19 protein-coding genes are annotated in these 23845 nt (G+C 70.8%); 11 read left to right on the forward strand and 8 right to left on the reverse strand.

From position 1 onward, the window contains the following. The first annotated feature begins 33 nt into the window (after positions 1-33). From ACFVAE_RS13555 to prpB, 3 genes are all read left to right on the forward strand, one after another. A complete protein-coding gene (locus tag ACFVAE_RS13555) occupies positions 34-672 on the forward strand; it encodes a GntR family transcriptional regulator (RefSeq protein ID WP_378893008.1) in 639 nt (212 codons plus the stop codon). Further along, on the forward strand, positions 669-2195 hold the full coding sequence (locus ACFVAE_RS13560; protein WP_378893011.1) for an MmgE/PrpD family protein: 1527 nt from the start codon (positions 669-671) through the stop codon (positions 2193-2195). Before ACFVAE_RS13555 ends, ACFVAE_RS13560 begins: the two co-directional genes overlap by 4 nt. Positions 2196-2346: 151 nt before the next feature. After that, on the forward strand, positions 2347-3246 hold the full coding sequence (gene prpB, locus ACFVAE_RS13565) for a methylisocitrate lyase (protein ID WP_378893014.1): 900 nt from the start codon (positions 2347-2349) through the stop codon (positions 3244-3246). An 8-nt stretch (positions 3247-3254) separates the two neighbouring features. Here prpB and xylB read toward each other — a convergent pair whose 3' ends face one another. From xylB to ACFVAE_RS13580, 3 genes are all read right to left on the reverse strand, one after another. Next, complete coding sequence (gene xylB / locus ACFVAE_RS13570) at positions 3255-4637, reverse strand: xylulokinase (protein ID WP_378893017.1); 1383 nt, start codon at positions 4635-4637, stop codon at positions 3255-3257. Between the two features lie 119 nt (positions 4638-4756). After that, complete coding sequence (gene xylA / locus ACFVAE_RS13575) at positions 4757-5947, reverse strand: xylose isomerase (RefSeq protein ID WP_378893020.1); 1191 nt, start codon at positions 5945-5947, stop codon at positions 4757-4759. 75 nt (positions 5948-6022) lie between these two features. Continuing rightward, positions 6023-7021 (reverse strand): LacI family DNA-binding transcriptional regulator, encoded by a 999-nt coding sequence (locus tag ACFVAE_RS13580; RefSeq protein WP_378893023.1) that lies wholly within the window; start codon positions 7019-7021, stop codon positions 6023-6025. A gap of 153 nt (positions 7022-7174) precedes the next feature. On the opposite strand from ACFVAE_RS13580, the gene ACFVAE_RS13585 reads away from it, so the two are divergent. The 7 genes from ACFVAE_RS13585 to ACFVAE_RS13615 are packed head-to-tail and all read left to right on the forward strand — an operon-like array spanning position 7175 to position 16813. Beyond that, positions 7175-8467, forward strand: coding sequence for an extracellular solute-binding protein (locus ACFVAE_RS13585; RefSeq protein ID WP_378893026.1), 1293 nt, complete (start codon positions 7175-7177; stop codon positions 8465-8467). Between the two features lie 8 nt (positions 8468-8475). After that, positions 8476-9501 carry a carbohydrate ABC transporter permease gene (locus ACFVAE_RS13590; RefSeq protein WP_378893029.1) on the forward strand — a complete coding sequence of 342 codons (1026 nt, stop codon included), beginning with the start codon at positions 8476-8478 and terminating at the stop codon, positions 9499-9501. After that, positions 9498-10388 carry a carbohydrate ABC transporter permease gene (locus ACFVAE_RS13595; protein ID WP_378893032.1) on the forward strand — a complete coding sequence of 297 codons (891 nt, stop codon included), beginning with the start codon at positions 9498-9500 and terminating at the stop codon, positions 10386-10388. The genes ACFVAE_RS13590 and ACFVAE_RS13595 overlap by 4 nt, the downstream gene beginning before the upstream one ends. Before the next feature lie 35 nt (positions 10389-10423). Next, complete coding sequence (locus tag ACFVAE_RS13600) at positions 10424-12811, forward strand: glycoside hydrolase family 3 N-terminal domain-containing protein (protein ID WP_378893035.1); 2388 nt, start codon at positions 10424-10426, stop codon at positions 12809-12811. After that, complete coding sequence (locus tag ACFVAE_RS13605; protein ID WP_378893037.1) at positions 12808-14391, forward strand: glycoside hydrolase family 43 protein; 1584 nt, start codon at positions 12808-12810, stop codon at positions 14389-14391. Before ACFVAE_RS13600 ends, ACFVAE_RS13605 begins: the two co-directional genes overlap by 4 nt. Then, the gene (locus ACFVAE_RS13610; RefSeq protein ID WP_378893039.1) at positions 14388-15542 is read left to right on the forward strand and encodes an ROK family protein; all 1155 of its coding nucleotides are present in this window, start codon (positions 14388-14390) and stop codon (positions 15540-15542) included. Before ACFVAE_RS13605 ends, ACFVAE_RS13610 begins: the two co-directional genes overlap by 4 nt. A gap of 23 nt (positions 15543-15565) precedes the next feature. Further along, positions 15566-16813 (forward strand): FAD-binding protein, encoded by a 1248-nt coding sequence (locus ACFVAE_RS13615; RefSeq protein ID WP_378893041.1) that lies wholly within the window; start codon positions 15566-15568, stop codon positions 16811-16813. Between the two features lie 17 nt (positions 16814-16830). On the opposite strand, the gene ACFVAE_RS13620 is transcribed toward ACFVAE_RS13615, so the two are convergent. From ACFVAE_RS13620 to ACFVAE_RS13640, 5 genes are read right to left on the reverse strand one after another with little or no spacing between them, the layout of a single operon-like run. Then, positions 16831-17643 carry an HpcH/HpaI aldolase/citrate lyase family protein gene (locus ACFVAE_RS13620; RefSeq protein ID WP_378893044.1) on the reverse strand — a complete coding sequence of 271 codons (813 nt, stop codon included), beginning with the start codon at positions 17641-17643 and terminating at the stop codon, positions 16831-16833. Next, positions 17640-18107, reverse strand: coding sequence for a MaoC family dehydratase (locus tag ACFVAE_RS13625; protein WP_378893047.1), 468 nt, complete (start codon positions 18105-18107; stop codon positions 17640-17642). Before ACFVAE_RS13625 ends, ACFVAE_RS13620 begins: the two co-directional genes overlap by 4 nt. Before the next feature lie 5 nt (positions 18108-18112). Next, positions 18113-19261: an acyl-CoA dehydrogenase family protein gene (locus ACFVAE_RS13630; RefSeq protein ID WP_378893050.1), complete on the reverse strand. Its 1149-nt coding sequence runs from the start codon at positions 19259-19261 to the stop codon at positions 18113-18115. 19 nt (positions 19262-19280) lie between these two features. Then, positions 19281-21281, reverse strand: a complete 2001-nt coding sequence (locus ACFVAE_RS13635; RefSeq protein WP_378893053.1) for an acetyl/propionyl/methylcrotonyl-CoA carboxylase subunit alpha — start codon at positions 21279-21281, stop codon at positions 19281-19283. 5 nt (positions 21282-21286) lie between these two features. After that, on the reverse strand, positions 21287-22849 hold the full coding sequence (locus tag ACFVAE_RS13640; RefSeq protein WP_378893055.1) for a carboxyl transferase domain-containing protein: 1563 nt from the start codon (positions 22847-22849) through the stop codon (positions 21287-21289). A gap of 181 nt (positions 22850-23030) precedes the next feature. On the opposite strand from ACFVAE_RS13640, the gene ACFVAE_RS13645 reads away from it, so the two are divergent. After that, positions 23031-23819, forward strand: a complete 789-nt coding sequence (locus tag ACFVAE_RS13645) for a thioesterase family protein (RefSeq protein WP_378893058.1) — start codon at positions 23031-23033, stop codon at positions 23817-23819. Positions 23820-23845: the final 26 nt, after the last annotated feature.

Raw genomic sequence — 23845 nt, forward strand, 5'->3', positions numbered from 1 at the left:
CCGCTGGATGACCTTTATGTATACACTGAGGTCATGCGTGCAAGCGACCGGGCCTACGCCGAGCTGCTGGAGGACATCCAGTCCGGCACGCTGCCGTCCGGCACCGTCCTCGGTGAGGTCGAGCAGGCCGAGCGCCTCGGTGTGAGTCGCACCCCGCTGCGCGAGGCGCTGCGCCGACTCGTCGCCGACGGCCTCGTCGTGCAGCAGTCCCCGCGGGTCACCGTGGTGGCCGACCTCGACGCCGACGACATCAGGGCGCTGTTCGAGATGCGCCGTGCGCTCGAGGAGACCACCGCCCGTCTCGCCGCGGAGCGCGGCGACGCCGAGGCCTTCGGCCTGCTGGCATCCGAGTTCGCCGACGTCGACCTCTCCCGAGCGGCCGGCCGCGACGCGTACTACGCGTTGATCGCCCGGCTCGACGCCGCGCTCGACGCGGCCGTCGCGAACGACTACCTCAGCTCCGCGCTGCGCACGGTGCGCACCCATCTCGTCCGCGTCCGCCGGATGGCACGCGACAAGCCGGAGCGGCTCGCGGCATCCGCTGCCGAGCACCTCACGATCGCCCGCGCGCTGGCCGCGCGCGACGGCGATCTCGCCGCCCACGCCACGCACGTGCACCTGCACAACGCGCTCACCAGCATCCTCGAGTCACTGTCGGAAGGAACCCCATGACCGTCACCCACCACGTCCGCGTGTACCGCTCCGAGGAGGAGCTGCCCCGCGAAGAGCAGCTGGCCTGGAAGATCGCCCAGGTCGCCACCGACCCCGTCGAGGTCGACGCCGACGTCGTCGACATGATCATCAACCGCATCATCGACAACGCGTCGGTGGCGGCGGCATCCCTCACCCGCGGGCCGATCAACGCCGCCCGCGCGCAGGCGTTCAGTCACCCGGTGTCCACCGGTGGCGCCGGCTCGACCGTCTTCGGCGCCGCGCTCGACCACCGCACCAGCCCGGAGTGGGCCGCCTGGGCGAACGGTGTCGCCGTGCGCGAGCTCGACTACCACGACACCTTCCTCGCCGCCGAGTACTCTCACCCCGGCGACAACATCCCGCCGATCCTCGCCGTCGCCCAGCACTGCGGCAAGGACGGCCGCGCACTGGTGCGCGGCATCGCCACCGGCTACGAGATCCAGGTCGACCTGGTGAAGGCTATCTCGCTGCACGCGCACAAGATCGACCACGTCGCGCACCTCGGCCCGTCGGCCGCGGCCGGCATCGGCACCCTGCTCGGCCTCGACGCCGAGACCATCTACCAGGCCGTCGGGCAGGCACTGCACACCACCACCGCCACCCGGCAGAGCCGCAAGGGCGAGATCTCCACCTGGAAGGCGCACGCCCCGGCGTTCGCCGGAAAGATGGCCGTTGAGGCCGTCGACCGCGCCATGCGCGGGCAGACCTCGCCGTCGCCGATCTACGAGGGCGAGGACGGCGTGATCGCCTGGATGCTGGACGGCAAGGACGCCGCCTACGACGTTCCGCTCCCGGCACCCGGCGAGGCGAAGCGCGCGATCCTCGACACCTACACGAAGGAGCACTCCGCCGAATACCAGGCGCAGGCGCTCATCGACCTGGCCCGCAAGCTGCACGGCGAGCACCCCGAGCTGACCGACCCCGCGAACGTCGCGTCGATCGTGATCCACACCAGTCACCACACGCACAACGTGATCGGCTCCGGCGCGAACGACCCGCAGAAGTACGATCCGACGGCGTCGCGCGAGACGCTCGACCACTCCGTGCCGTACATCTTCACCGTGGCGCTGCAGGACGGCGCCTGGCACCACGTCGACTCGTACACCCCGGAGCGCGCCGGCCGTGCCGACACGGTCGCCCTGTGGCACAAGATCACCACCGCGGAGGACGCCGAGTGGACGCGCCGCTACCACTCGATCGACCCGGCCGAGAAGGCGTTCGGCGGCCGCGTGGAGATCACGCTGGCCGACGGCACCACGCTGACCGACGAGATCGCGGTCGCCGACGCGCACCCGTTGGGCGCACGCCCGTTCGCCCGCGCGAACTACATCGCCAAGTTCCGGATGCTGGCGGAGCCGGTGCTCGAGGCATCCGAGATCGAGCGGTTCCTGGAGCTCGTCCAGCGCCTGCCCGAGCTCACCGCGGCGGAGGTCGCCGAGCTGAGCATCATCGCGAAGCCCGGCCTGCTCGAGGCCGCCCCGGCTCCGGCCGGACTGTTCTGATTCACATCGGTCGTTGAGCGAGCGGAGCGAGCGCCGTACTGAGCGAGCGGAGCGAGACGAAGTGACGAAACGTCTCAGGTTCGCGTGTCGCGTTTCGTCTCGCTCCTTCGTCGCTCGCACAACAACCGGGACCTGACCCAAGGAGGATCTCATGCTGTACTCCACCACCACTCCCGCTGAGAAGCGCCGGCTGTTCCGGGAGCGGCTCGCGTCGGGCGAGCTGCTGCGCTTCCCCGGTGCCTTCAACCCGCTGTCGGCCCGGCTCATCGAGCGCAAGGGCTTCGAGGGCGTCTACATCTCGGGCGCCGTGCTGTCGGCCGACCTCGGCCTGCCCGACATCGGCCTGACCACGCTCACCGAGGTCGCCGGCCGTGCGAAGCAGATCGCCCGGATGACGGACCTCCCCGCCATCGTCGACGCCGACACCGGCTTCGGTGAGCCGATGAACGTGGCCCGCACGATCCAGGAGCTCGAGGACGCGGGCCTGGCCGGCACGCACATCGAGGACCAGGTCAACCCGAAGCGCTGCGGTCACCTCGACGGCAAGGCCGTGGTCGACCAGGACACCGCGATCAAGCGCATCCGCGCGGCGGCCGACGCCCGGCGCGACCCGAACTTCCTGATCATGGCGCGCACCGACATCCGTGCCGTTGAGGGGGTGGACGCCGCGATCGATCGCGCGAAGGCGCTGGTGGATGCCGGTGCCGACGCGATCTTCCCGGAGGCGATGCGCGACCTGAGCGAGTTCGAGGCGATGGCGAGGGCCCTGGATGTGCCGATCCTCGCGAACATGACCGAGTTCGGGAAGAGCGACCTGTTCTCGGTCGACCAGCTCCGCGATGCGGGCGTCAACCTGGTGATCTGGCCGGTGTCGCTGCTGCGCATCGCGATGGGGGCGGCCGACCGTGCGCTGGACACACTGCTCGACGAGGGGCACCTCACGTCGAAGCTCGGCGAGATGCAGCACCGCGCCGACCTGTACGACCTGATCGACTACGAGCAGTACAACCACTTCGACCAGGGCGTGTTCAACTTCCAGATCGAGCGCTGAAGGCCCGGCTAGGGCAGGCGGGCGGCGTACTGGGACCGGATGCCGGGGACGGGGCTGCCCGCCGCGGCATCCGAGCCGTCCCCGTCCCAGGCGGGACGGGAGCCGGTGAGCGCCCAGGCCGCCTGCGCGGACGCGCCGAGCGCGACGTACTCCGCTGGCGCCGGCACGACGACGGGCAGGTCGAAGACCTGCGCGGCGATCGTCCGCACCGCGGGGCTCTGGGCCGCGCCGCCGACGAGCAGGATGCGGGTGGGCGAGACACCGTGCGCGCGGATCGCGTCGAGCCCCTCAGCCAGACCGCACAGCACGCCCTCGATCGCCGCGCGGGCGAGGTTCTCGCGCGTGGTGCTCGCCAGAGTCATGCCGAAGAGGGTCGCCGTGGCATCGGGCAGATTCGGGGTGCGCTCGCCCTCGAACCAGGGCTGCAGCACCAGTCCGGCTGAGCCGGGCTCGGCGCCCAGCGCCAGTTCGCTCAGGCCGTCGTGGGCGACGCCGAGCAGTGTGGACGTGGCGTCGAGCACCCGTGCGGCGTTGAGCGTCGCGATCAGCGGGAGCCAGCCGCCCGCGGCATCCGCGAACCCGGCGACCGTGCCGCTGACGTCGTGCACCGGGGCATCCGTGACGGCGAACACCGTGCCCGAGGTGCCGATCGACACCACCGCGTCGCCGCTGCGCGCGCCCAGGCCGAGCGCCGCGCCGGCGTTGTCGCCGGCGCCGGGGGCGAAGCGGATGCCGGCCGCCGAGCCGACGTGTTCCGCGGGGCCGAGTACGCGCGGCAGCACGATGTCGGTCGCGTCCCTGCGCAGCGCCAGCGAGAGGATGCTGCGGTCGTACCCGTCCGCTCCCCAGTAGCCGGTGCCGCTGGCATCCGAGCGATCGGTGACCAGTTCATCGAGCTGCGGGTCCTGCGGCCCGAAGCCGCGCAGCCGCCAGGTGAGCCAGTCGTGCGGCAGAGCGACGGCGGCGATGCGCGCCGCGTTCTCGGGCTCACTGTCGGCCAGCCAGCGCAGCTTCGTCACGGTGAACGACGCCACCGGCACGACACCGGTTCGCCCGCTGAACTCCTCGGCGCCGAGCTCGGCGATCAGGTCGGCGGCGGCGGCGGCCGAACGGGTGTCGTTCCAGAGCAGGGCGGGGCGGATCACCCGGCCTTCGGCATCGAGGGCGACCATTCCGTGCTGCTGGCCGGCGATCGAGACGGCGACGACGTCATCGAGCCCGCCGGCCTGCGCGAGCGCCTCCTGAAGCGCGTCCCACCAAGCCCCGGGATCGACCTCGGTGCCGTCGGGGTGGGGCGCCCGTCCCGAGCGCACGACCGTACCCGTCGCGGCGTCCCGCACGACGACCTTGCACGACTGCGTCGACGAGTCGACTCCGATCACCAGTGCCATGCGCGGCATCCTCTCATCTGTGTCATCCGATGGCGGCCCGTCGCCGAGACCCCGTCGTGCCGAGGTCCGCAGGACGGGGTCTCGATGCGAATGCGGGCTCTCGGCGAACGGATGCCGGGTCAGCGGGCGCCGAGCAGGTGCTCGGTGGCGAGCTGTTGCAGGCGCACGAAGCCGAAGCCCTTGCCGCCCAGGTAGGCGTCGGCGTCGAAGTCCTCGTAGGCGCTGCGGTCGGCGAGGAAGTCCTCGTAGGACTCGCCGGGATTCAGGGTGGGCTGCGACAGCTCGGCGACCTTCGCCGCCTGGAGCGCCTCCTGCACCTCCGGGTCGGCGCGGAACGCCGCGGCGCGCTCCTTCAGCAGCAGGTAGGTGCGCATGTTCGCCGCGGCGGAGTCCCACACGCCGTTCTCGTCCTCGGTGCGGCTGGGCTTGTAGTCGAAGTGCCGCGGGCCGTCGTAAGCGGGGACGCCGCCGGGGCCGCCGTTCTCGAGAAGATCGACCAGCGCGAACGCGTTGTGCAGGTCGCCGTGGCCGAACACCAGGTCCTGGTCGTACTTGATGCCGCGCTGGCCGTTCAGATCGATGTGGAACAGCTTGCCGTGGTACAGCGCCTGGGCGATGCCGGCGGCGAAGTTCAGGCCGGCCATCTGCTCGTGCCCGACCTCCGGGTTCAGGCCCACGAGCTCGGGTCGCTCCAGCGAGTCGATGAAGGCGATCGCGTGGCCCAGCGTGGGCAGCAGGATGTCGCCGCGCGGCTCGTTCGGCTTCGGCTCGATGGCGAAGCGGATGTCGTAGCCCTTGTCGGTGATGTAGTCGCCGAGCAGGTTCACGGCCTCGCGGTAGCGCTCCAGCGCCGCGCGGATGTCCTTGGCGGAGTCGTACTCGGCGCCCTCGCGGCCGCCCCACATCACGAAGGTCTTCGCACCCAGCTCGGCGCCGAGGTCGAGCTGGCGGAAAACCTTGCGCAGCGCGAAGCGGCGCACCTGGCGGTCGTTGGACGTGAAGCCGCCGTCCTTGAAGACCGGGGCGCTGAACAGGTTGGTGGTCACCATCGGCACGATCAGGCCGGTGTCGGCCAGGGCGCCCTTCAGCCGGTCGATCTGGGTCTGCCGCTCGGCATCCGTCGAGCCGAACGCGAACAGATCGTCGTCGTGGAAGGTCAGGCCGTAGGCGCCGAGCTCGGCCAGCTTCTCGACGGCGTGCACGACGTCGAGTGCGGGGCGGGTCGGGCCGCCGAAGGGGTCGGTGCCGTTGTAGCCGATGGTCCAGAGGCCGAACGAGAACCTGTCCGCCTTGGTGGGGGTGAGTGCCATGATGATCCGCCTGAAGCTCGTCGTTGAAATGTTGTAGGGCAGAACATATCAGGGTGATCGAACGGATGCAACGCCTCAGTCGCGTGGGGGAGCGGTCGACTCGCGGGGCACCAGCACCGCCGGCATGCGGATGTGCTCGCGCTCGCCGCCGTCCAGCAGGCGCAGCAGCAGCTGCACGGCGGCAGCGCCCATCTCGGAGAGGGGTTGGCGCACCGTCGTCAGCTGCGGCACGTGCGCCGCAGCCTCGGGGATGTCGTCGAAGCCGATCACCGAGAGGTCGTCGGGCACCCGCAGCCCGCGCTCGCGCGCCACGCGGATCAGTTCGATCGCGGAGAGGTCGTTGGCTGCGAACACCGCCGTCGGGCGGCTCTCGCCATCGAGCAGCTGATGCGCGCCGTCGGTCGAGTCCGCCGCGCGGTACCCGCCGTCGGCGACGAGCGCGGGATCGTACGGGATGCCGGCGGCCTCGAGGGCCTCGCGATAGCCCTGCTCGCGCTGCTGGGCCGAGACGAGGTCGGTGCGGCCGCGCAGGTGGCCGATGCGGCGATGCCCGAGTGAGATCAGGTGCTCGGTCGCGGCGCGCGCCCCGTCTACGTTGATCACGCTCACGGTCGCCGGGCCGTCGTCGCCGGCGTGCGGGTCGATCGCGACGATCGGCACGGGGCCGTCGGTGGGGGTGGTGGTCGGCGTCACGATGATGGCGCCGTCGATGAGAGTGCCGCCCAGGCGCGACAGCGATCGGCGCTCCCATCCCTGGTGCTCGCCCGCCGAGACGCTTCCGGCGTAGGCGAGCACGTCGAACCGGGTGTCCTGCAGTGCGGACGAGACGCCGCGCAGCAGCTGCAGGGCGAAGGGTTCGAACTCGGCGACGAGCACGCCGATGACGTTGGTCTGCCGTCGGCGCATCGAGGTGGCCACCAGGGAGCTCTCGTAGCCGAGGTCGTCGACCACGCTCAGCACGTGACTGAGCGTCGCGGCGGCGACGCCGTCGCGGCCGTTGATGGCCTTCGAGACCGTGGCGACTGAGACGCCGGCTGCCTCTGCCACGTCGGTGATGGTGATCCGCGCGTTCATGACGCCCATCCTAGGTTTCGAAAACGTTATCGATAACGATTGACATGCCCGCGTCGAGATGGCAGAGTTGCCGTCGTTGCCATTCGGTGCAGTCGACAACAAATAGATACCCTCTGCTGCACTGCACCACTCGATGATGAGGAGAGACACAGCATGAAGGTACGCAAGGCCTGGGCTGCCGCCGCAGCCGTCGCCGCGCTCGGAACACTCGGCCTGACCGCCTGCTCCGGCGGTTCCGGCGATGCGGATGCCGGGGGCAAGGTCACGATGACGATGTGGCACAACTCCACGACCGGCGACGGCAAGCAGTACTGGGACGACGCCGCAGCGGCATTCCACAAGGAGAACCCGGACGTCACGATCAAGGTCACGTCCATCCAGAACGAGGACATGGACGGCAAGCTGCAGACCGCCGTCAACTCCGGTGACATGCCCGACATCTTCATGGCGCGCGGCGGGGCCAAGCTCGCCGACATCGTCAGCGCCGACAAGGTGAAGGACCTGACGGAGCTCATCGACCCCGACGTCAAGAAGTCGTTCGGCGATGCGCCGTTCAGCGCGTTCAGCGTCGACGGCAAGGTGTACGGAATGCCCAGCGCCGTGCTGCCTGGTGGCATGTTCTACAGCCAGGACCTCTTCGAGAAGGCCGGGATCACCTCCGAGCCCACCACGATCGACGCGTTGGGTGAAGCCGTCGCGAAGCTCAAGGCCGAGGGGATCTCCCCGATCGCGCTCGGCGCGAAGGACGCCTGGCCCGCCGCGCACTGGTACTACTTCTTCGCGGTGCGCTCCTGCGGGCAGGACGTGATCGAGAACCTCGCCACCAAGGCCGACTTCAGTGACAAGTGCTGGCTCACCGCCGCGGAGAACCTCCAGGACTTCGCCGAGATCGAGCCGTTCAACAAGGGCTTCCTGACCACCTCGGCGCAGCAGGGAGCGAACTCGTCCGCCGGCCTCGTCGCCAACCACAAGGCCGCCATGGAGCTGATGGGCGCCTGGGACGTGGGCGTGATCGCGAGCCTGACGCCCGACAAGAAGCCGCTGCCCGACCTGGGCTGGTTCCCCTTCCCCGAGGTCGCCGGTGGTGACGGCGAAGCCGGCGCGATGATGGGCGGCGTCGACGGGTACTCCTGCTCGAAGGACTCGCCGAAGGCATGCGAGGAGTTCCTGAACTTCGTCTCGTCGAAGGAGTGGCAGGAGAAGTACGCGGTCGCGTTCCAGACCATCCCGGCCAACCAGGACGCGATCGGCGCCGTGACCGACCCGTCGCTGAAGCCGCTGATGGCGGCCTACCAGAAGGCTCCGTACGTGTCGCTGTGGCTCGACACCGCGCTCGGTCAGAACGTCGGCAACGCGCTGAACACCAGCGTCGTCGAGATGCTCGCCGGCCAGGGCTCGCCGAAGAAGCTGATCGAGACGGTCAGCGCCGCCGCAGCGAGGGGCTGACCCGCAGCATGTCGCACGCACAGTCCCTCGCGGCGCCCACCGTGCCCGAGGGGAACGACCGCACCGGAGCCGGCAGCGCGCCGGCCCCGGTGCGCCGGGCGCCGCGGGCGGACTGGCGCAAACGCGGCGAGATCGCCCTGCTGTCAGGTCCCGCCCTGCTGCTGTTCGTCGGTTTCGTCATCTTCCCCGTGCTCATGGCCGGGTTCTACGGATTCTTCAAGTGGAACGGCTACGGCTGGCCGACCGAGTTCGTCGGCCTGGACAACTACGTGCTGATGTGGCAGGACGAGACGTTCCGCGCCGCCGTGTCGCACAACTTCATCATCGTCGTGCTGTCGCTGGTGATGCAGGGGCCGATCGCGATCCTGTTCGCCCTGCTGCTGAACCAGAAGATCCGCGGCCAGTCGCTGATCCGCGTGCTGATCTTCACCCCGTACGTCATCGCCGAGGTCGTCGTCGGCATCGGCTGGAGCCTGATGCTGCAGGATGCCGGGGCGCTGAACTCCCTGCTCGAGAAGATGGGCCTCGGGGCCTGGCAGCAGTCCTGGATCGCGGACCCCAAGATCGCGATCTGGTCGCTGATGATCATCCTCACCTGGAAGTACCTCGGGTTCGCGGTGATCCTCATGCTCGCGGGCATGCAGTCCATTCCGGAGGAGCTCTACGAGGCCGCCGCGATCGACGGTGCAGGGTTCTGGAAGATGCAGTGGAGCATCACGCTGCCGCTGCTCGGCCCGACCATCCGGATCTGGGCGTTCCTGTCGATCATCGGGGCGCTGCAGCTGTTCGACCTGGTCAACATCATCTGGGGCCAGTACATCGCGGCGACCGCCGGCACCTCGACCATGGCCACCTACATGTACCAGAACGGCCATCTGGCCGGGAACTACGGCTTCGGCAACGCCGTCGCGGTGATGCTGTTCCTCATCTCGCTCGTCGTCGCCCTGGTCTACCAGCGGTTCGTGCTGCGTCGTGACACCGAGGGCGCGCTGACCGGACCCGCACGCGGGAAGCGCAGGAAGGGCCGCAAATGAGCACCGACACCATGAAGACGTCCGTCGCGATCCGCGCCGTGAGCGGCCGCGGCCGCCGCGAGAGGCCGCGTCTGCGCTGGGGCAGCCCCGGCGTCTACCTGCTCGCGGTCGTGCTGATCGCCATCTGCATCACTCCGGTGCTCTACGTGATCATCGGCGGCTTCCGCAGCAACTCGCAGATCACGATCGACCCGTCCGGATGGCCGGCTCCCTGGGAGCTGGCGAACTACGGCACCGTGCTCTCCAGCAGCGAGTTCTGGACGGCGATGGTGAACTCCACCATCTCGGCGGTCGGCACCACTCTCGGCGCGGTGATCCTCGGCGTGATGGCGAGCTACGTCATCGCCCGCTACGACTTCGGCGGCAAGGGGCTGATGTACTCGCTGTTCGCGGCGGGCCTGATGTTCCCGATCACCGTGGCGATCACCCCGCTGTACCTGCTGATCCGCAACCTCGGACTGGTGAACAGCCTGGCCGGCATCATCCTGCCGCAGATCGCGTTCGCGCTGCCGACGACCATCATCATCCTGGTGCCGTTCCTGAAGGCGATCCCCGACGAGCTCGAGGAGGCGGCATCGATCGACGGCGCCTCGCGGCTGGGATTCTTCTGGCGCATGGTCATCCCGCTCAGCCTGCCCGGCGTGATCACGGTCGGCATCCTCGCGTTCATCGGTGCGTGGAACGGATACATGCTGCCGCTGTTCATCCTCAGCGATCAGAACCTGTTCACCCTGCCGCTGGGCGTGCAGAACTTCGCCTCGCAGTACTCCGTCGACACCGCGAAGGTGCTCGCCTACACCTCGCTCTCGATGCTTCCCGCCCTGGTGTTCTTCAGCCTGTTCGAGCGCCGCATCGTCGGCGGCCTCACCGGCGCGGTGAAGGGATGACGATCTTGCCGGACACGACCACGGAGACCTCTTCCATGACTTCCCCGCTCCCCGCCCTCCCGGTGGCGACGCCGCGCGTGAGCGCGCTGCTCGCCGAGATGACGCTGGAGGAGAAGGCCGCTCAGCTGGTCGGCTACTGGCTCGACCAGGGCGGCGAGGTCGTCGCCCCGATGCAGAACGAGATGGCGCGCTCCGACGGGGCGCTCGCCGAGATCACCCGGCACGGCATCGGCCACTACACCCGGGTGTACGGCACCCGGCCGGTCGATCCCGCCGAGCGTGCGGCATGGCTGTGGCAGGAGCAGCGCCGGCTGCGCACCGAGACCCGCCTGGGCATTCCCGCTCTCGTGCACGAGGAGTGCCTGACCGGACTCGCGGCGTGGAAGGCGGCGACGTTCCCGACGCCGCTGGCATGGGGCGCGTCCTTCGACCCCGAACTGGTGGCCGAGATGGGCGCCCTGATCGGCGAGTCGATGTGCGTCCTCGGCATCCATCAGGGGCTGGCGCCCGTGCTCGACGTCGTGCGCGACCCGCGCTGGGGTCGCGTCGACGAGTGCATCGGCGAAGATCCGTACCTCGTCGGCACCGTGGGCACCGCCTACGTGCGCGGTCTGCAGTCCGAGGGCGTGCACGCCACGCTGAAGCACTTCCTCGGCTACTCGGGATCGCGCGCCGGCCGCAACCATGCGCCGGTCTCGGCCGGTCCTCGTGAGGTCGCGGACGTCTTCCTGCCCCCGTTCGAGATGGCGATCCGCGACGGCGGAGTGCGCAGCGTGATGAACAGCTACGCCGAGATCGACGGCGTGCCCGTGGCATCGGACCCGGCACTGCTGACCGGCCTGCTGCGCGAGAGGCTCGGCTTCGACGGCGTCGTGGTGGCCGACTACTTCGCGGTCGCGTTCCTCGAGGTGATGCATGCCGTGGCCGCCGACCGCGGCGAGGCCGCGGCGCTGGCGCTGACCGCGGGAATCGACGTGGAGCTGCCCTCCGGCGACGCCTACCTCGCGCCTCTGGTCGAGCGCGTGCGCGCCGGTCTGTTCGACGAGGCCTACCTCGATCGGGCCGTGACCCGGGTGCTGCTGCAGAAGGAACAGCTGGGGCTGCTGGAGCCCGACGCCTTCGCCGACGAGCCGCCCGTCGCCATCGACCTGGACACGCCGCGGCACCGCGCCGTGGCGCGGAGGCTGGCGGCCGAGTCGCTGGTGCTGCTGTCGAACGAGGGCGCGCTGCCGCTCGCGGCGGGCGCACGGCGCATCGCCCTGATCGGCCCGAATGCGGACCGCGCAGCGGCCCTGCAGGGCTGCTACTCGTTCGCGAACCACGTGCTGGCGCACCACCCCGGCCATGAGCTCGGGTTTCGCATCCCCACCGTCGGCGAGGCGCTGGCGGCCGCGCTTCCGGATGCCGCGATCGTGCATGCCCCGGGCTGCGAGGTCGAGGGCGACGACCGCTCCGGCTTCGCGCAGGCGGTCTCCGCGGCGGCGGATGCCGAGATCGCCGTGGTCGTCGTCGGCGATCAGGCCGGCCTGTTCGGCCGCGGCACGGTCGGCGAGGGCAACGACGTGGAGTCGCTCGAGCTCCCGGGCGTGCAGCGCGAGCTGGTCCAGGCGCTGGTCGCCACCGGCACGCCCGTCGTGATGGTGCTGATCACCGGTCGTCCCTACGCGATCGACTGGGCGTTGGACGACGACGGCCCGCGTCCGGCAGCCGTGCTGCAGGCGTTCTTCCCCGGAGAGGGCGGTGGAGAGGCGATCGCCGACGTGCTGACAGGCGCTGTGGTGCCGAGCGGACGGATGCCGGTGAGCCTGCCCCGTTCGTCGGGCTCGCAGCCCTACAGCTACTTGCATCCGCCGCTCGGCGGGCCGTCCGACGTGACCTCCACCGATCCGACGCCGCTGCGGCCGTTCGGCTTCGGCCTGAGCTACACGACCTTCGCCTACGAAGACCTCGAGGCGTCGCCGGAGGCGTCGACGGACGGCTGGTTCACAGCATCCGTCACGGTGCGCAACACCGGCGGTGTCGCCGCCGCAGATGTCGTGCAGCTCTACGGGCACGATCCGGTCGCGAGCGTCACCCGTCCGATCGCGCAGCTGCTCGGCTATGTCCGTGTGCAGCTGGAGCCGGGGGAGAGCCGCCGTGTGCGCTTCGACGTGCCGGCTGCGCGCTTCGCCTTCACCGACCGCGGTCTCACCCGCGTCGTGGAGCCCGGCGCCGTGCGGGTGTGGGTCGGGTCGCATGCCGAGGCCGCGCCGCCGGCATCCGCTCTGCCCGACGCCACGGGCGGCGCGATCTCGAACGAGCGGCCGCGCGCGAATCGCGTGCTGCCCGGCTCGGCGACCTCGCCGGCGACGGTGCGGCTCACCGGCGCCGTGCACGAGGTGACGGGTGCGGATGCCCGGCTCGTGATGGTGTCGGCCGAGTGACGAAGATCGAGGTCCCGAACCCGGTGCTGCCGGGGTGCCACCCCGACCCGTCGATCTGCCGGGTCGGGGAGTGGTACTACCTGGTCACGTCCACGTTCGAGTACCTGCCGGGGCTGCCGGTGATGCGGTCACGCGACCTGCTGGGCTGGGAGACGATCGGGCACGTCGTCGACCGCCCGGGCATGCTGGACTTCGCGGGCATCGGGTCGTCGGGCGGACTGTATGCGCCGACCATCCGGCACGGGCGAGGGCTGTTCTGGGTGGTCTGCACACTGGTCGATCGTGACGATCCCGCTCGCGGCGGGAACTTCCTGGTCACCGCGGACGCCCCTTCGGGTCCTTGGAGCGACCCGACCCCGCTCGACGTGGTCGGCATCGATCCGTCGCTCGCATTCGACGACGACGGCAGGGTGTGGATGCACGGCACGCGCCTCGTCGCCGACCCGGAGTGGCCGCAGCAGACCGAGGTCTGGGTGCGCGAGTACTCGCCGGAACAGCGCGCGCTGGTCGGCGAGGAGCACGTGATCTGGCGCGGCGCCGTGCGCGGCGCGGTGTGGGCCGAAGGGCCGCACCTGTACCGGATCGACGGCCGCTGGCACCTCATCGCCGCGGAGGGCGGCACGGAGTTCCATCACGCCGTGAGCTCGGCGCGCTCCGAGCACATCACGGGACCCTACACGCCGAACCCGGTCAACCCGGTGCTCACGCACAGGAACCTGGGCCGCGGTCCTGGCGTGATCGGCGTCGGGCACGCCGACCTCGTGCAGGCGCCGGACGACTCCTGGCATGCCGTGCTGCTGGGCATGCGCGCCGCCGACGGCGTGCACTATCCGCTCGGGCGAGAGACGTTCCTGTGCCCGGTCGAGTGGCAGGACGGCTGGCCGGTGTTCGCCCCCGGCGCGGGCCGGGTGCCCGAACGAGTCTCCGCGTCGTGGGCCGCCGCGGCCCCCGCATCCGGCAGCTGGCAGCCCGACGACCGCGTGCCGGGGGAGGTCCCTCCCGGAGACCCGCGCTGGACCGCGCTGCGGGCGCTGCCCGCCGAGATCGCCCGGCCCGACGAAGAGGCCTGGCGGATGACGGTGCGCGCCACGACGCTGCAGGATGCCGCCGCGCCCGCCTTCCTCGGCATCAGGCAGCAGCATCCGGACGTCGATGTGCGGTGCGCGCTGGACCTCTCCGGCCTGAAGACGGGCGAGCGCGCGGGCCTCGTGGTGCGCCAGTCCGAGCACGATCACGCCGTGCTGGAGGTGGACAGGCGGGCGGACGGCGATGTGCTCCGCCTCGTGCGCCGTCGCGCCGGCATCGCGCTGGACGGCCCTGAGCTGCCGCTCGACGAGGGCCGGAGCGTCGAACTCGGGCTGCGGGTCCGCGGGTACGAGTACCTGTTCGAGCACGAGGGGCGCACCGTCGGTGCGGTCGACGGACGTGAGCTCGACGCCGCGGCGACAGGGGGCTTCCTCGGCATCTGGCTCGGCGTGCACGCGAGCGGCGATGGCGACGGACCCGGCGGGGAGGTGCGCGTGACTCGCTTCTCGTACGAGCCGGCGGAGCAGGCAGGGCTCGGTACCCTGGGACGATGAGCGTGCGGGCGACGACCGTCGAGGGGGTGCGCCGCACCAACCTCGCCGAGGTGCTGCGACTGGTCCACCATGGCGGGCCGCGCTCGCGTGCGGTCATCACCGCCGAGACTGGACTGAACAGGTCCACGGTGTCGGATCTGGTCGCGCGCCTCGCCGCGGCCGGTCTGGTGCACGAGCACGAGCCCGATCCCACCCGCCGCGTCGGCCGTCCTTCGCCGATCGTGGTGCCGAGTCCTGACGTGGTCGCCATCGGCGTGAACCCCGAGATCGACGCAGTGGAGATCGGGGCGGTGTCGTTGGGCGGCGCGGTCCGTCTGCGCGAGCGCATCGCGGTCCAGGATCCGGATGTCGCCGACGTGGTCGGGATCGTCGTGCGCACCGTCGAGGCATGGCGGACAGGGCCCCTTCAGGACTGCCGCCTCGTGAGCACGGGTGTCGCAGTGCCCGGCCTGGTGCGCGCAGAGGACGGCCTTGTGCGCTTCGCACCGCACCTGCAGTGGCACGACGCCGACATCGCCGGCCCGCTCGGTGAGGCCCTCGAGATGCCGGTCGTCGTCGGCAACGACGCGAGCCTCGGCACGCGGGCGGAACGGCTGTTCGGCGCCGCTCGCGAGCACGGCGACGTGGTCTACCTCAACGGCGGCGCCAGCGGCATCGGCGGCGGGCTCGTCCTGCACGGGCAGCTCATCGGCGGTGCCGGCGGCTACGCCGGCGAATGGGGTCAGACCGCCCCCAGCCTGTCGGATGCCGCGGATCGCCGCGCCCCTGGCGGCGTGCTCGAGGACGAGGTCAACCGGGCGCGGCTGGTCCGCGCCACGGGACTCAGCGCCCCCGACGACGCCGAACTGGAGCAGGCGCTGACCGCGTCGGACGAGGCACGGACCGAGGCCGAGCGGCAGCGCCGGATCCTCGCCGCGACGCTGAGCAACTCCGTGAACGTGCTCAACCCGTCGATGATCGTGCTCGGCGGTTTCCTCGGCAGCCTGCGCGAACTCGACAGCGCGGGCTTCGACGAAGACGTGCGGTCGAGGGCCCTGGCGGCATCCGCCGAGCGTCTGGAACTGGCATCCGCGGCGCTCGGCGCCGACCGTCTGCTGATCGGAGCGGCCGACGCCGCCCTCGAGCAGCTGCTGTCCGACCCGCTCGGCTGAGCGCACATTCACGAGGAGGTCCGATGGGCGAGGAACGCAACTGGGCCGGGAACATCCGCTATCGCGGAGCGGTCGCCCATCCGGCGTCCCTCGACGAGGCGCGTGCGATCATCACGTCCGGCGGACCGGTGCGGATGCTGGGCACGCGGCACTGCTTCAACGACATCGCCGACACCGACGGCACCCTGATCGCCCTCGACGGCATGCCCGCGGTGTGCGAGATCAGCCCCGAGCGCGATGCCGTGCGCGTCTCGGGCGGACTGCGCTACGGCGACATCGCGCCCCGTCTCGAGGCCGAGGGACTGGCGCTCGCGAACCTGGCGTCGCTGCCGCACATCTCGGTGGCCGGTGCGGTCGCGACCGGAACGCATGGATCGGGCGATGCGATCGGCTCACTCGCGACCGCGGTACGCGAGCTGACCCTGCTCACGCCATCCGGGGAACTGCTTCGGCTGCGCCGTGGCGAGCCGCGGTTCGCCGGCGCCGTCGTCGGGCTCGGCGCGCTGGGAGCCGTCCTCGAACTCGTCCTCGACGTCGAGCCGACCTATGCCGTCGCGCAGCGCGTGTACGAGCACCCGCGCTGGGACGCGATCCTCGACGACCTCGATGCCGTCACCGGTGCGGGCACCAGCGTCAGTATCTTCACGACCTGGCAGCGCACCGACTGCGCCGACCAGCTCTGGATCAAGCAGCGCGGCTCCGACGACCTCGCCGGCGACCTGCCCACGCGGCTGAGCGCAGTCCCGGCGCAGGTGAAGCGACATCCGATCCTCGGCGTCGACGCCGAGGCGTGCACGGATCAGGGCGGCGTGCCGGGGCCCTGGTTCCAGCGCCTGCCGCACTTCCGGCTGGAGTTCACGCCCTCGGCCGGTGCCGAGCTGCAGAGCGAGTACCTCGTGCCGCGGACCGACGCCGTGGCGGCGCTCGATGCCGTCCGCGGGCTCGCCTACCGGATCGCCCCGCTGCTGCTGGTCAACGAGATCCGCACGATCGCGGCCGACGAGCTGTGGCTGAGCGGCGCCCAGGGCACCGACATGGTGGGCCTGCACTTCACGTGGCGCCCCGACGAGCCGGCCGTACGCGCCCTGCTGCCCGACCTCGAGGCCGCGCTTCCGACGACGGCCAGACCGCACTGGGGCAAGGTCTTCACACTGGACGGCGCCGAGGTGCGCCGCCGCTTCGCCCGCTGGGACGACTTCGCGGCGCTGCGCGCCGAGCTCGACCCCGGCCGCCGCTTCGTGAACCCCTACCTGGAGCGCTTCGGGCTCTGACGCCTCAGGAGGAAGCGTCAGGCGCGGGCCAGCACCGCCCGTGCGTGCCGCAGCACGGGCTCGTCGACCATGCGGCCATCGAACGCGAAGACGCCGCGCTCGCCGCGGGCCGCTTCGATGACGCGGTGCGCCCAGGCGATCTCCTCGTCGGCGGGCCGGTACGCCGCGCGCACGATCTCGACCTGCGATGGATGGATGCATGCGGTCGCCGCGAACCCGGACGCCACGGCGTCGGATGCCTCGGCGCGCAGCCCGTCGACGTCGGCGATGTCGAGGTGAACGGCGTCGATCGCGGACTTGCCGTGGGCACCGCACGCCAGCAGCACCCGGGAGCGTGCGGCGCGGGCGACATCACGGTACCGCCCGTCGGGGAACCGCGAGGAGGAGCCGCCGAGGCTGGCGACCAGGTCCTCCGCCCCCCACATCAGCGCGACGACGCGGTCGACCGCGGCGATGCGCTCGGCCTCGACGACTCCGCGCGCCGTCTCGCAGAGCGCGACGATGTTGTACCCGGGGCGCAGATCGGCGATCGCATCGGCGCTCTCGGACTTGGCGATCATCAGCGTGCGGAAGTGCGTCTGCGCGAGTGCATCCAGGTCGGCGGCGTGGTCGGCCGTCCCGATCGGGTTCACGCGCACGATCACGCGTGCCGGGTCGAGATCGTCGGCACCGGCGATCAGCGCCGCGCGCGCGGCATCCTTCGCATCGGGCGCGACCGCGTCCTCGAGGTCGACGATCACGGCATCCGATCGCTCGGCCGCCTTGGCGTACCGCTCTGGGCGGTCCGCCGGGCAGAACAGCAGCGCGGGCCCGAATCCGAAGGCGCTCATGCCGGACTCATCTTCATCAGTGCGGTGCGCGTCGCACGCGCGACGACGGTGCCGTCCTGATTCACGCCGGTGTGCGCGAGCACCACGATGCCTTGACCCGGCCGGGACTTCGACTCTCGCTTCGAGACGACCACCGTCGACACCGACAGGGTGTCGCCGGCGAACAGCGGATGCGGGAACTCGATGTCCGAGAGCCCCAGCTGCGCGATGAGCGTGCCCTGTGTGAGGTGCCCGACCGACAGGCCGACCATGGTCGACAGCGTCCACATCGAGTTCACCAGCGGGCGACCGAACTCGGTGGTGGCGGCGTACGCGGCATCCACGTGCAGCGCCTGCGGGTTCATCGTCAGCGCGCTGAACAGGGTGTTGTCGGCTTCCGACACGGTGCGTCCCGGCGTATGCCGGTAGGTGACGCCCTCCTCGAGTTCGTCGAAGTACAGGCCGCGCTGGGTGACGGTGCTCATGTCCGTCACGCTAGCCCGAGCGACCGGGCGATCACCAGCAGCTGCACCTCGGTGGTGCCCTCGCCGATCTCGAGGATCTTCGAGTCGCGGTAGTGCCGCGCGACTGGGTACTCGTTCATGAACCCGTTGCCGCCGAAGATCTGGGTCGCGTCGCGGGCGTTGTCCATCGCGGCGTCGCTCGCGGTCAGCTTGGCGATCGCCGCCTCGACCTTGAACGGCTTGCCCGCGGCGCACAGTCGCGCAGCGTGCTGCCAGGCGAGGCGGGCGTTGTGCACGCGGGCCTGCATTCGGGCGATCGTGAACTGCGCGTTCTGGCGGGTCGAGAGCGCCTCGCCGAACACGGTGCGCTTCTGCGCGTAGTCGATGGCTGCCTCCAAGCATCCCTGCGCGGCACCGGTCGACAGCGCGGCGATCGCGATGCGGCCCTCATCGAGGATCTTCAGGAAGCCGGCGAAGCCGCGTCCCCGCTCGCCGAGCAGGTTGCCCTCGGGCACGCGCGCATCGGTGAAGGTGAGCGGATGCGTGTCGGAGGCGTGCCAGCCGACCTTGTCGTAGGCCGGTTCCACGGTGAAGCCGGGGGTGCCGTTCGGCACGATGATCGTGGAGATCTCCTTGCGGCCGTCCTTCTCGCCGGTGACCGCGGTGACCGTGACGAACTTCGTGATGTCGGTGCCGGAGTTCGTGATGAACTGCTTGCTGCCGTTGATCACCCACTCGCCGCCCTCGAGGCGCGCGGTGGTGCGGGTGGCACCGGCATCGGACCCTGCCTCGGGCTCGGTGAGGCCGAAGCCGGCGAGCGCCTGTCCGGCGAGCAGGTCGGGCAGCAGCTCGGCCTTCTGCTGCGCGGTGCCGAAATGGAACACCGGCATGGCGCCCAGGCTCACACCGGCCTCGAGGGTGATCGCGATGGACTGGTCGACGCGGCCGAGCTCCTCCAACGCGATGCCGAGGGCGAAGTAGTCGCCGCCCTGACCGCCGACCTCCTCGGGGAAGGGCAGGCCGAACAGGCCCATGTCGCCCATCTGGCGCACGACGTCGAGGTTCAGGGTGTGGGTGCGGTCGGCCTCGTAGGCCTGCGGCGCGACGACCTCGTCGGCGAAGTCGCGCACCATCGCACGGAGCTCGCGCTCCTCTTCGGTCAGCTCAAGGGACATGGGTTCTCTCCTCGCGGGATCAGGATTCGGGTGTGACGACGGCGAGCAGCTGATCGCGGCTCACCTGGTCGCCGACGGAGGCGTGCAGGGCGAGCACGCCGTCGTGCGGGGCGAGGAGCGGGTGCTCCATTTTCATCGCCTCGATGGTGACGATGCGCTGCCCCGCGGTGACGGCGTCGCCGTCGGAGGCGTGCACGACGGTGACGGCTCCGGGCATGGGCGCGCGCAGCTCGGGGCTGGTCGCGCCCTCCGCGCGCTCGCGGTTGGCGAGCCGGTGGGCTGCCGCCTCACGGCGGCTGAGCGGGTGCAGAGCGGATGCCGCGCCGTCGTCGTGCACCCAGATCGTGCCGTCGGGCGCGACCGCCACCTGCACGCCTCCCTCGCTCGGCCCGAGCAGCGGGAGCTCGGTGCTGACGAGGGTTCCATCGGATGCCTCGAACCACTGCACCCGGGGCACGGTGGCGTCACCGAGGCGCCAGCCGTCGCCGGAGCGCCACAGCGGGGAGGCGTGCGGACGCGCCCCGTCCGCGGCGGCAGACTCGGCAACGGACGCCGCGGCGCTGAGAGCAGCAGCAGAAGGCGCGGGATCCTCGAAGGGCGGCATCCGGTCGATGAGCCCGGTGTCCATGTCGCCCGCGACGACCGCCGGGTCGGCGAGCAGCGTGCGCAGGAACGCGATGTTGCTCTCGAGGCCCAGCAGCACGGTGTCGGCGAGAGCGGCATCCAGGCGCGCGAGTGCCGCGGCGCGGTCGGTGCCGTGCGCGATGACCTTGGCGATCATCGGGTCGTAGTCGGCGGTGACGACGCTGCCGGTCTCGACCGCGGCATCTGAACGTGCGTCTGGCGACGGCGTCCACTGCAGCACGTCGCCGGTCGCGGGCAGGAAGCCGCGCGCCGGCGACTCGGCGTAGACGCGCGCCTCGATCGCGTGGCCGGACAGCGTCACGTCGTCCTGCGCGATCGCCAGCGGTAGGCCGGAGGCGACTCGCAGCTGCTGCTCGACGAGGTCGATCCCGGTGACCAGCTCGGTGACCGGGTGCTCCACCTGCAGGCGCGTGTTCATCTCGATGAAGAAGAACTCACTGGTGTCGGCCCCTGCGACGAGGAACTCGACGGTGCCCGCACCCTGATAGCCGATGGACGCGGCGGCCGCGCAGGCCGCTGCGCCGATCCGTGCGCGAGTCGGCTCATCGATGACGGGGGAGGGGGACTCCTCGATCACCTTCTGGTGCCGGCGCTGCAGGGTGCACTCTCGCTCGCCGAGGTGGATCACGGTGCCGGCCGCATCGCCCAGCACCTGCACCTCGATGTGCCGGGGCCGCTCGATCAGCCGCTCCAGCAGCAGGGTGTCGTCGCCGAACGACGACCGCGCCACCCGGCGGGCCGTGGCCAGCGCGTCGTCCAGCTCGTCCGCCGCGCGCACGATCTGCATGCCCTTGCCGCCGCCGCCCGCGGAGGGCTTGATCAGCAGGGGGAAGCCGGCGGCGACCGCGGCATCCGCGATCTCGGCATCCGACATGCCCGCCGCGCTGAAGCCGGGCACTGTCGGCACGTCATGCGCGGCGACGTGCTGCTTCGCGCGGATCTTGTCGCCCATCACGTCGAGCGCGTGCTCGTCGGGGCCGATGAACACGATGCCGGCCTCGGCGCAGGCGCGACCGAAGGCGGCGTTCTCGGAGAGGAAGCCGTAGCCGGGGTGGATCGCCTGCGCGCCGGTGGCCTTCGCCGCGTCGATGACGGCGTCGATGGACAGATACGACTCGGATGCCGCGGCCGGACCGATCCGCACCGCCTCATCCGCCTCCGCGACATGCGGGGCCGTGACGTCGGCGTCGCTGTACACGGCGACGGAGCGGATGCCGAGGCGCCGCAGCGTGCGGATCACGCGTCGCGCGATCTCGCCGCGATTCGCGACGAGGACGGTGTCGAATCCTTCAAGGCCCGCGGTTCCTGAGCGAGGAGCGGAGCGACGAGACGAAGGGCGCTCAGGAACCGAAGGTGTCGCAGCGGAGTCAGTCATGGTCATCACATCCGGAAGACGCCGAAGCGCGGTTCGGGCAGGGGGGTGCGGGAGACGACGTCGAGCGCGAGGCCCAGCACGTCGCGGGTCTGCAGGGGGTCGATGACGCCGTCGTCCCAGAGCCTGGCGGTGGCGTAATAGGGGCTGCCCTGTTCGTCGTACTTCGCGCGGATCGGGGCCTCGAAGTCGGCGCGCTCCTCGGCGGTCCATGCGCCGCCGAGCTGCTCGTCCTTGACGGTCGACAGCACTGAGGCGGCCTGCGGCCCGCCCATCACCGAGATGCGGCTGCCGGGCCAGGTCCACATGAAGCGCGGCGAGTAGGCCCGCCCGCACATCGCGTAGTTGCCGGCGCCGAACGATCCACCGATCACGACAGTCAGCTTCGGCACACGGGTGGTCGCGACGGCGGTGACCATCTTCGCGCCGTCGCGGGCGATGCCGCCCGCCTCGGCGTCCTTGCCGACCATGAAGCCGGAGATGTTCTGCAGGAACAGCAGCGGGATGCCGCGCTGGTCGCACAGCTCGATGAAGTGCGCGCCCTTCTGCGCCGACTCGCTGAACAGCACGCCGTTGTTTGCCAGGATGCCGACCGGATGCCCGTGGATGCGGGCGAATCCGGTGATCAGCGTCTCGCCGTAGAGCTTCTTGAACTCGTGCAGCTCGCTGCCGTCGACGAGCCGGGAGATGACTTCCCGGGCGTCGTAGGGCTGGTTCACGTCGACGGGCACGACACCGTACAGCTCGGCGGGGTCGGCCACCGGCGGCACAGCAGGCAGCACCTCCCACGCCGGCTCGTCGGGCATCGGCAGCGTGGCGACGATGTCGCGCACGATCTCGAGCGCATGCTCGTCGTCCTCGGCGAGGTGGTCGGCGACGCCCGAGCGACGGGCGTGCAGGTCGCCGCCGCCCAGCTCCTCGGCGGTGACGACCTCACCGATCGCGGCCTTCACCAGCGGCGGGCCGCCGAGGAAGATCGTGCCCTGGTCGCGCACGATCACGGTCTCGTCGCTCATCGCCGGCACGTACGCACCGCCTGCGGTGCACGAGCCGAGCACGGCCGCGATCTGCGGGATGCCCTGCGCCGACAGGTTCGCCTGGTTGTGGAAGATGCGCCCGAAGTGGTCGCGGTCGGGGAACACCTCGTCCTGCATCGGCAGGAAGGCGCCGCCCGAGTCGACCAGGTAGATGCAGGGCAGCCGGTTCTCCAGCGCGATCTCCTGCGCCCGCAGGTGCTTCTTCACCGTCATCGGGAAGTAGGTGCCGCCCTTGACGGTCGCGTCGTTGCAGACGACCATCACGTGCCTGCCGTGCACCAGACCGATGCCGGCGATCACGCCCGCCGCGGGAGCCTGGTCGTCGTAGAGACCGGACGCCGCCAGGGGAGCGACCTCGAGGAACGGGCTGCCCTCGTCGAGCAGCCGGTTCACCCGGTCGCGGGGGAGCAGCTTGCCGCGGGCGACGTGCCGTTCGCGGGACCGCTCAGGGCCGCCGAGAGCGGCCGTGGCGAGGCGCTCGCGCAGGTCGTCGGCGAGGGCCTGCTGCGCGTCGTGGTTCGTGAGCTGCGTCATCGCATCCTCTGAAGTTCAGTTATTGATCATTCACTGAGTCAGTCCAGGGTACCTCATTTTCCGGACGCTGAGCGAGCGCCCTTCGTCTCGCTTCGCGGATCCTGAGCGAGGAGCGCAGCGACGAGACGAAGGGCGCTCAGGAACCGCGCCCCATTGAGATTCGGCGTCGTAGGCTTCCCGCATGACCGCCTACTTCGAACGCCTCGGCGAGACGACCTTCAGAGCGACCGGCGCCACCGAGGGTGCCTGGAACGTGGAGGAGCAGCACATCGCCCCGACGTTCGGTCTGCTCGCGCACCTGATGCAGCTCGAGCACGCGTCGCGTCACGAGCATCCGCTCACCCTCGCCAAGGTGACCTACGACATCCTCGGGGTCATCCCGATCGACGTCGTGGAGGTGACGGTGCGGGTGCTGCGGCCGGGGCGCACGATCGAGCTGATGGAGGCGATGCTGAGTCACGATGGCCGCCCGGCCGCCGTCGGGCGGGCCTGGTTCCTGAACGCGCACGACACCGCGGATGTCGCGGGCGCCGCGTTCCCGGCGATGCCGGCGCGGGACGGCATGCCGAAGTGGGACGCCCCGGACTGGCCAGGAGCGTTCGTGCGCACGCCCGACATCCGCCGCGTCGAGGACTTCCCCGGCCGCGCGCACGCCTGGGTGCGCCCGCTGCTGCCGCTGATCGAGGGCGAGCAGGTCGGCCCGACCGCGCGCATGCTGGGATATGTCGATCTCGCGAACGGCCTGACGCCTCGGGTGGTGCCGGGGGACGCCGCCTTCCCGAATCTCGACCTCAGCGCGCACCTGCTGCGCGAGCCGGTCGGCGAGTGGATCGGATTCGACACCACGATGAGCATCGGCCCCGGCGGGCTCGGCATCACGCACACCGTGCTGCACGACGACGAGGGCCCGGTCGGCACCTCGGTGCAGGAGCTGACGGTGCGGCCGCTGCCCGGCCGCTCCGGTTCCTGAGCGCCCTTCGTCTCGCTTCGCTCGCT

Origin of the sequence: Microbacterium sp. NPDC057659, from assembly GCF_042799915.1 — a bacterium.
Classification (GTDB): Bacteria; Actinomycetota; Actinomycetes; order Actinomycetales; family Microbacteriaceae; genus Microbacterium.

Coding starts and splice junctions, on each gene's coding strand:
- ACFVAE_RS13555 (WP_378893008.1), top strand. CDS start 34: ATGCGTGCAAGCGACCGGGCCTACGCCGAGCTGCTGGAGGACATCCAG.
- ACFVAE_RS13560 (WP_378893011.1), top strand. CDS start 669: ATGACCGTCACCCACCACGTCCGCGTGTACCGCTCCGAGGAGGAGCTG.
- prpB (WP_378893014.1), top strand. CDS start 2,347: ATGCTGTACTCCACCACCACTCCCGCTGAGAAGCGCCGGCTGTTCCGG.
- xylB (WP_378893017.1), bottom strand. CDS start 4,637: ATGGCACTGGTGATCGGAGTCGACTCGTCGACGCAGTCGTGCAAGGTC.
- xylA (WP_378893020.1), bottom strand. CDS start 5,947: ATGGCACTCACCCCCACCAAGGCGGACAGGTTCTCGTTCGGCCTCTGG.
- ACFVAE_RS13580 (WP_378893023.1), bottom strand. CDS start 7,021: ATGAACGCGCGGATCACCATCACCGACGTGGCAGAGGCAGCCGGCGTC.
- ACFVAE_RS13585 (WP_378893026.1), top strand. CDS start 7,175: ATGAAGGTACGCAAGGCCTGGGCTGCCGCCGCAGCCGTCGCCGCGCTC.
- ACFVAE_RS13590 (WP_378893029.1), top strand. CDS start 8,476: ATGTCGCACGCACAGTCCCTCGCGGCGCCCACCGTGCCCGAGGGGAAC.
- ACFVAE_RS13595 (WP_378893032.1), top strand. CDS start 9,498: ATGAGCACCGACACCATGAAGACGTCCGTCGCGATCCGCGCCGTGAGC.
- ACFVAE_RS13600 (WP_378893035.1), top strand. CDS start 10,424: ATGACTTCCCCGCTCCCCGCCCTCCCGGTGGCGACGCCGCGCGTGAGC.
- ACFVAE_RS13610 (WP_378893039.1), top strand. CDS start 14,388: ATGAGCGTGCGGGCGACGACCGTCGAGGGGGTGCGCCGCACCAACCTC.
- ACFVAE_RS13615 (WP_378893041.1), top strand. CDS start 15,566: ATGGGCGAGGAACGCAACTGGGCCGGGAACATCCGCTATCGCGGAGCG.
- ACFVAE_RS13620 (WP_378893044.1), bottom strand. CDS start 17,643: ATGAGCGCCTTCGGATTCGGGCCCGCGCTGCTGTTCTGCCCGGCGGAC.
- ACFVAE_RS13625 (WP_378893047.1), bottom strand. CDS start 18,107: ATGAGCACCGTCACCCAGCGCGGCCTGTACTTCGACGAACTCGAGGAG.
- ACFVAE_RS13630 (WP_378893050.1), bottom strand. CDS start 19,261: ATGTCCCTTGAGCTGACCGAAGAGGAGCGCGAGCTCCGTGCGATGGTG.
- ACFVAE_RS13635 (WP_378893053.1), bottom strand. CDS start 21,281: ATGACTGACTCCGCTGCGACACCTTCGGTTCCTGAGCGCCCTTCGTCT.
- ACFVAE_RS13640 (WP_378893055.1), bottom strand. CDS start 22,849: ATGACGCAGCTCACGAACCACGACGCGCAGCAGGCCCTCGCCGACGAC.
- ACFVAE_RS13645 (WP_378893058.1), top strand. CDS start 23,031: ATGACCGCCTACTTCGAACGCCTCGGCGAGACGACCTTCAGAGCGACC.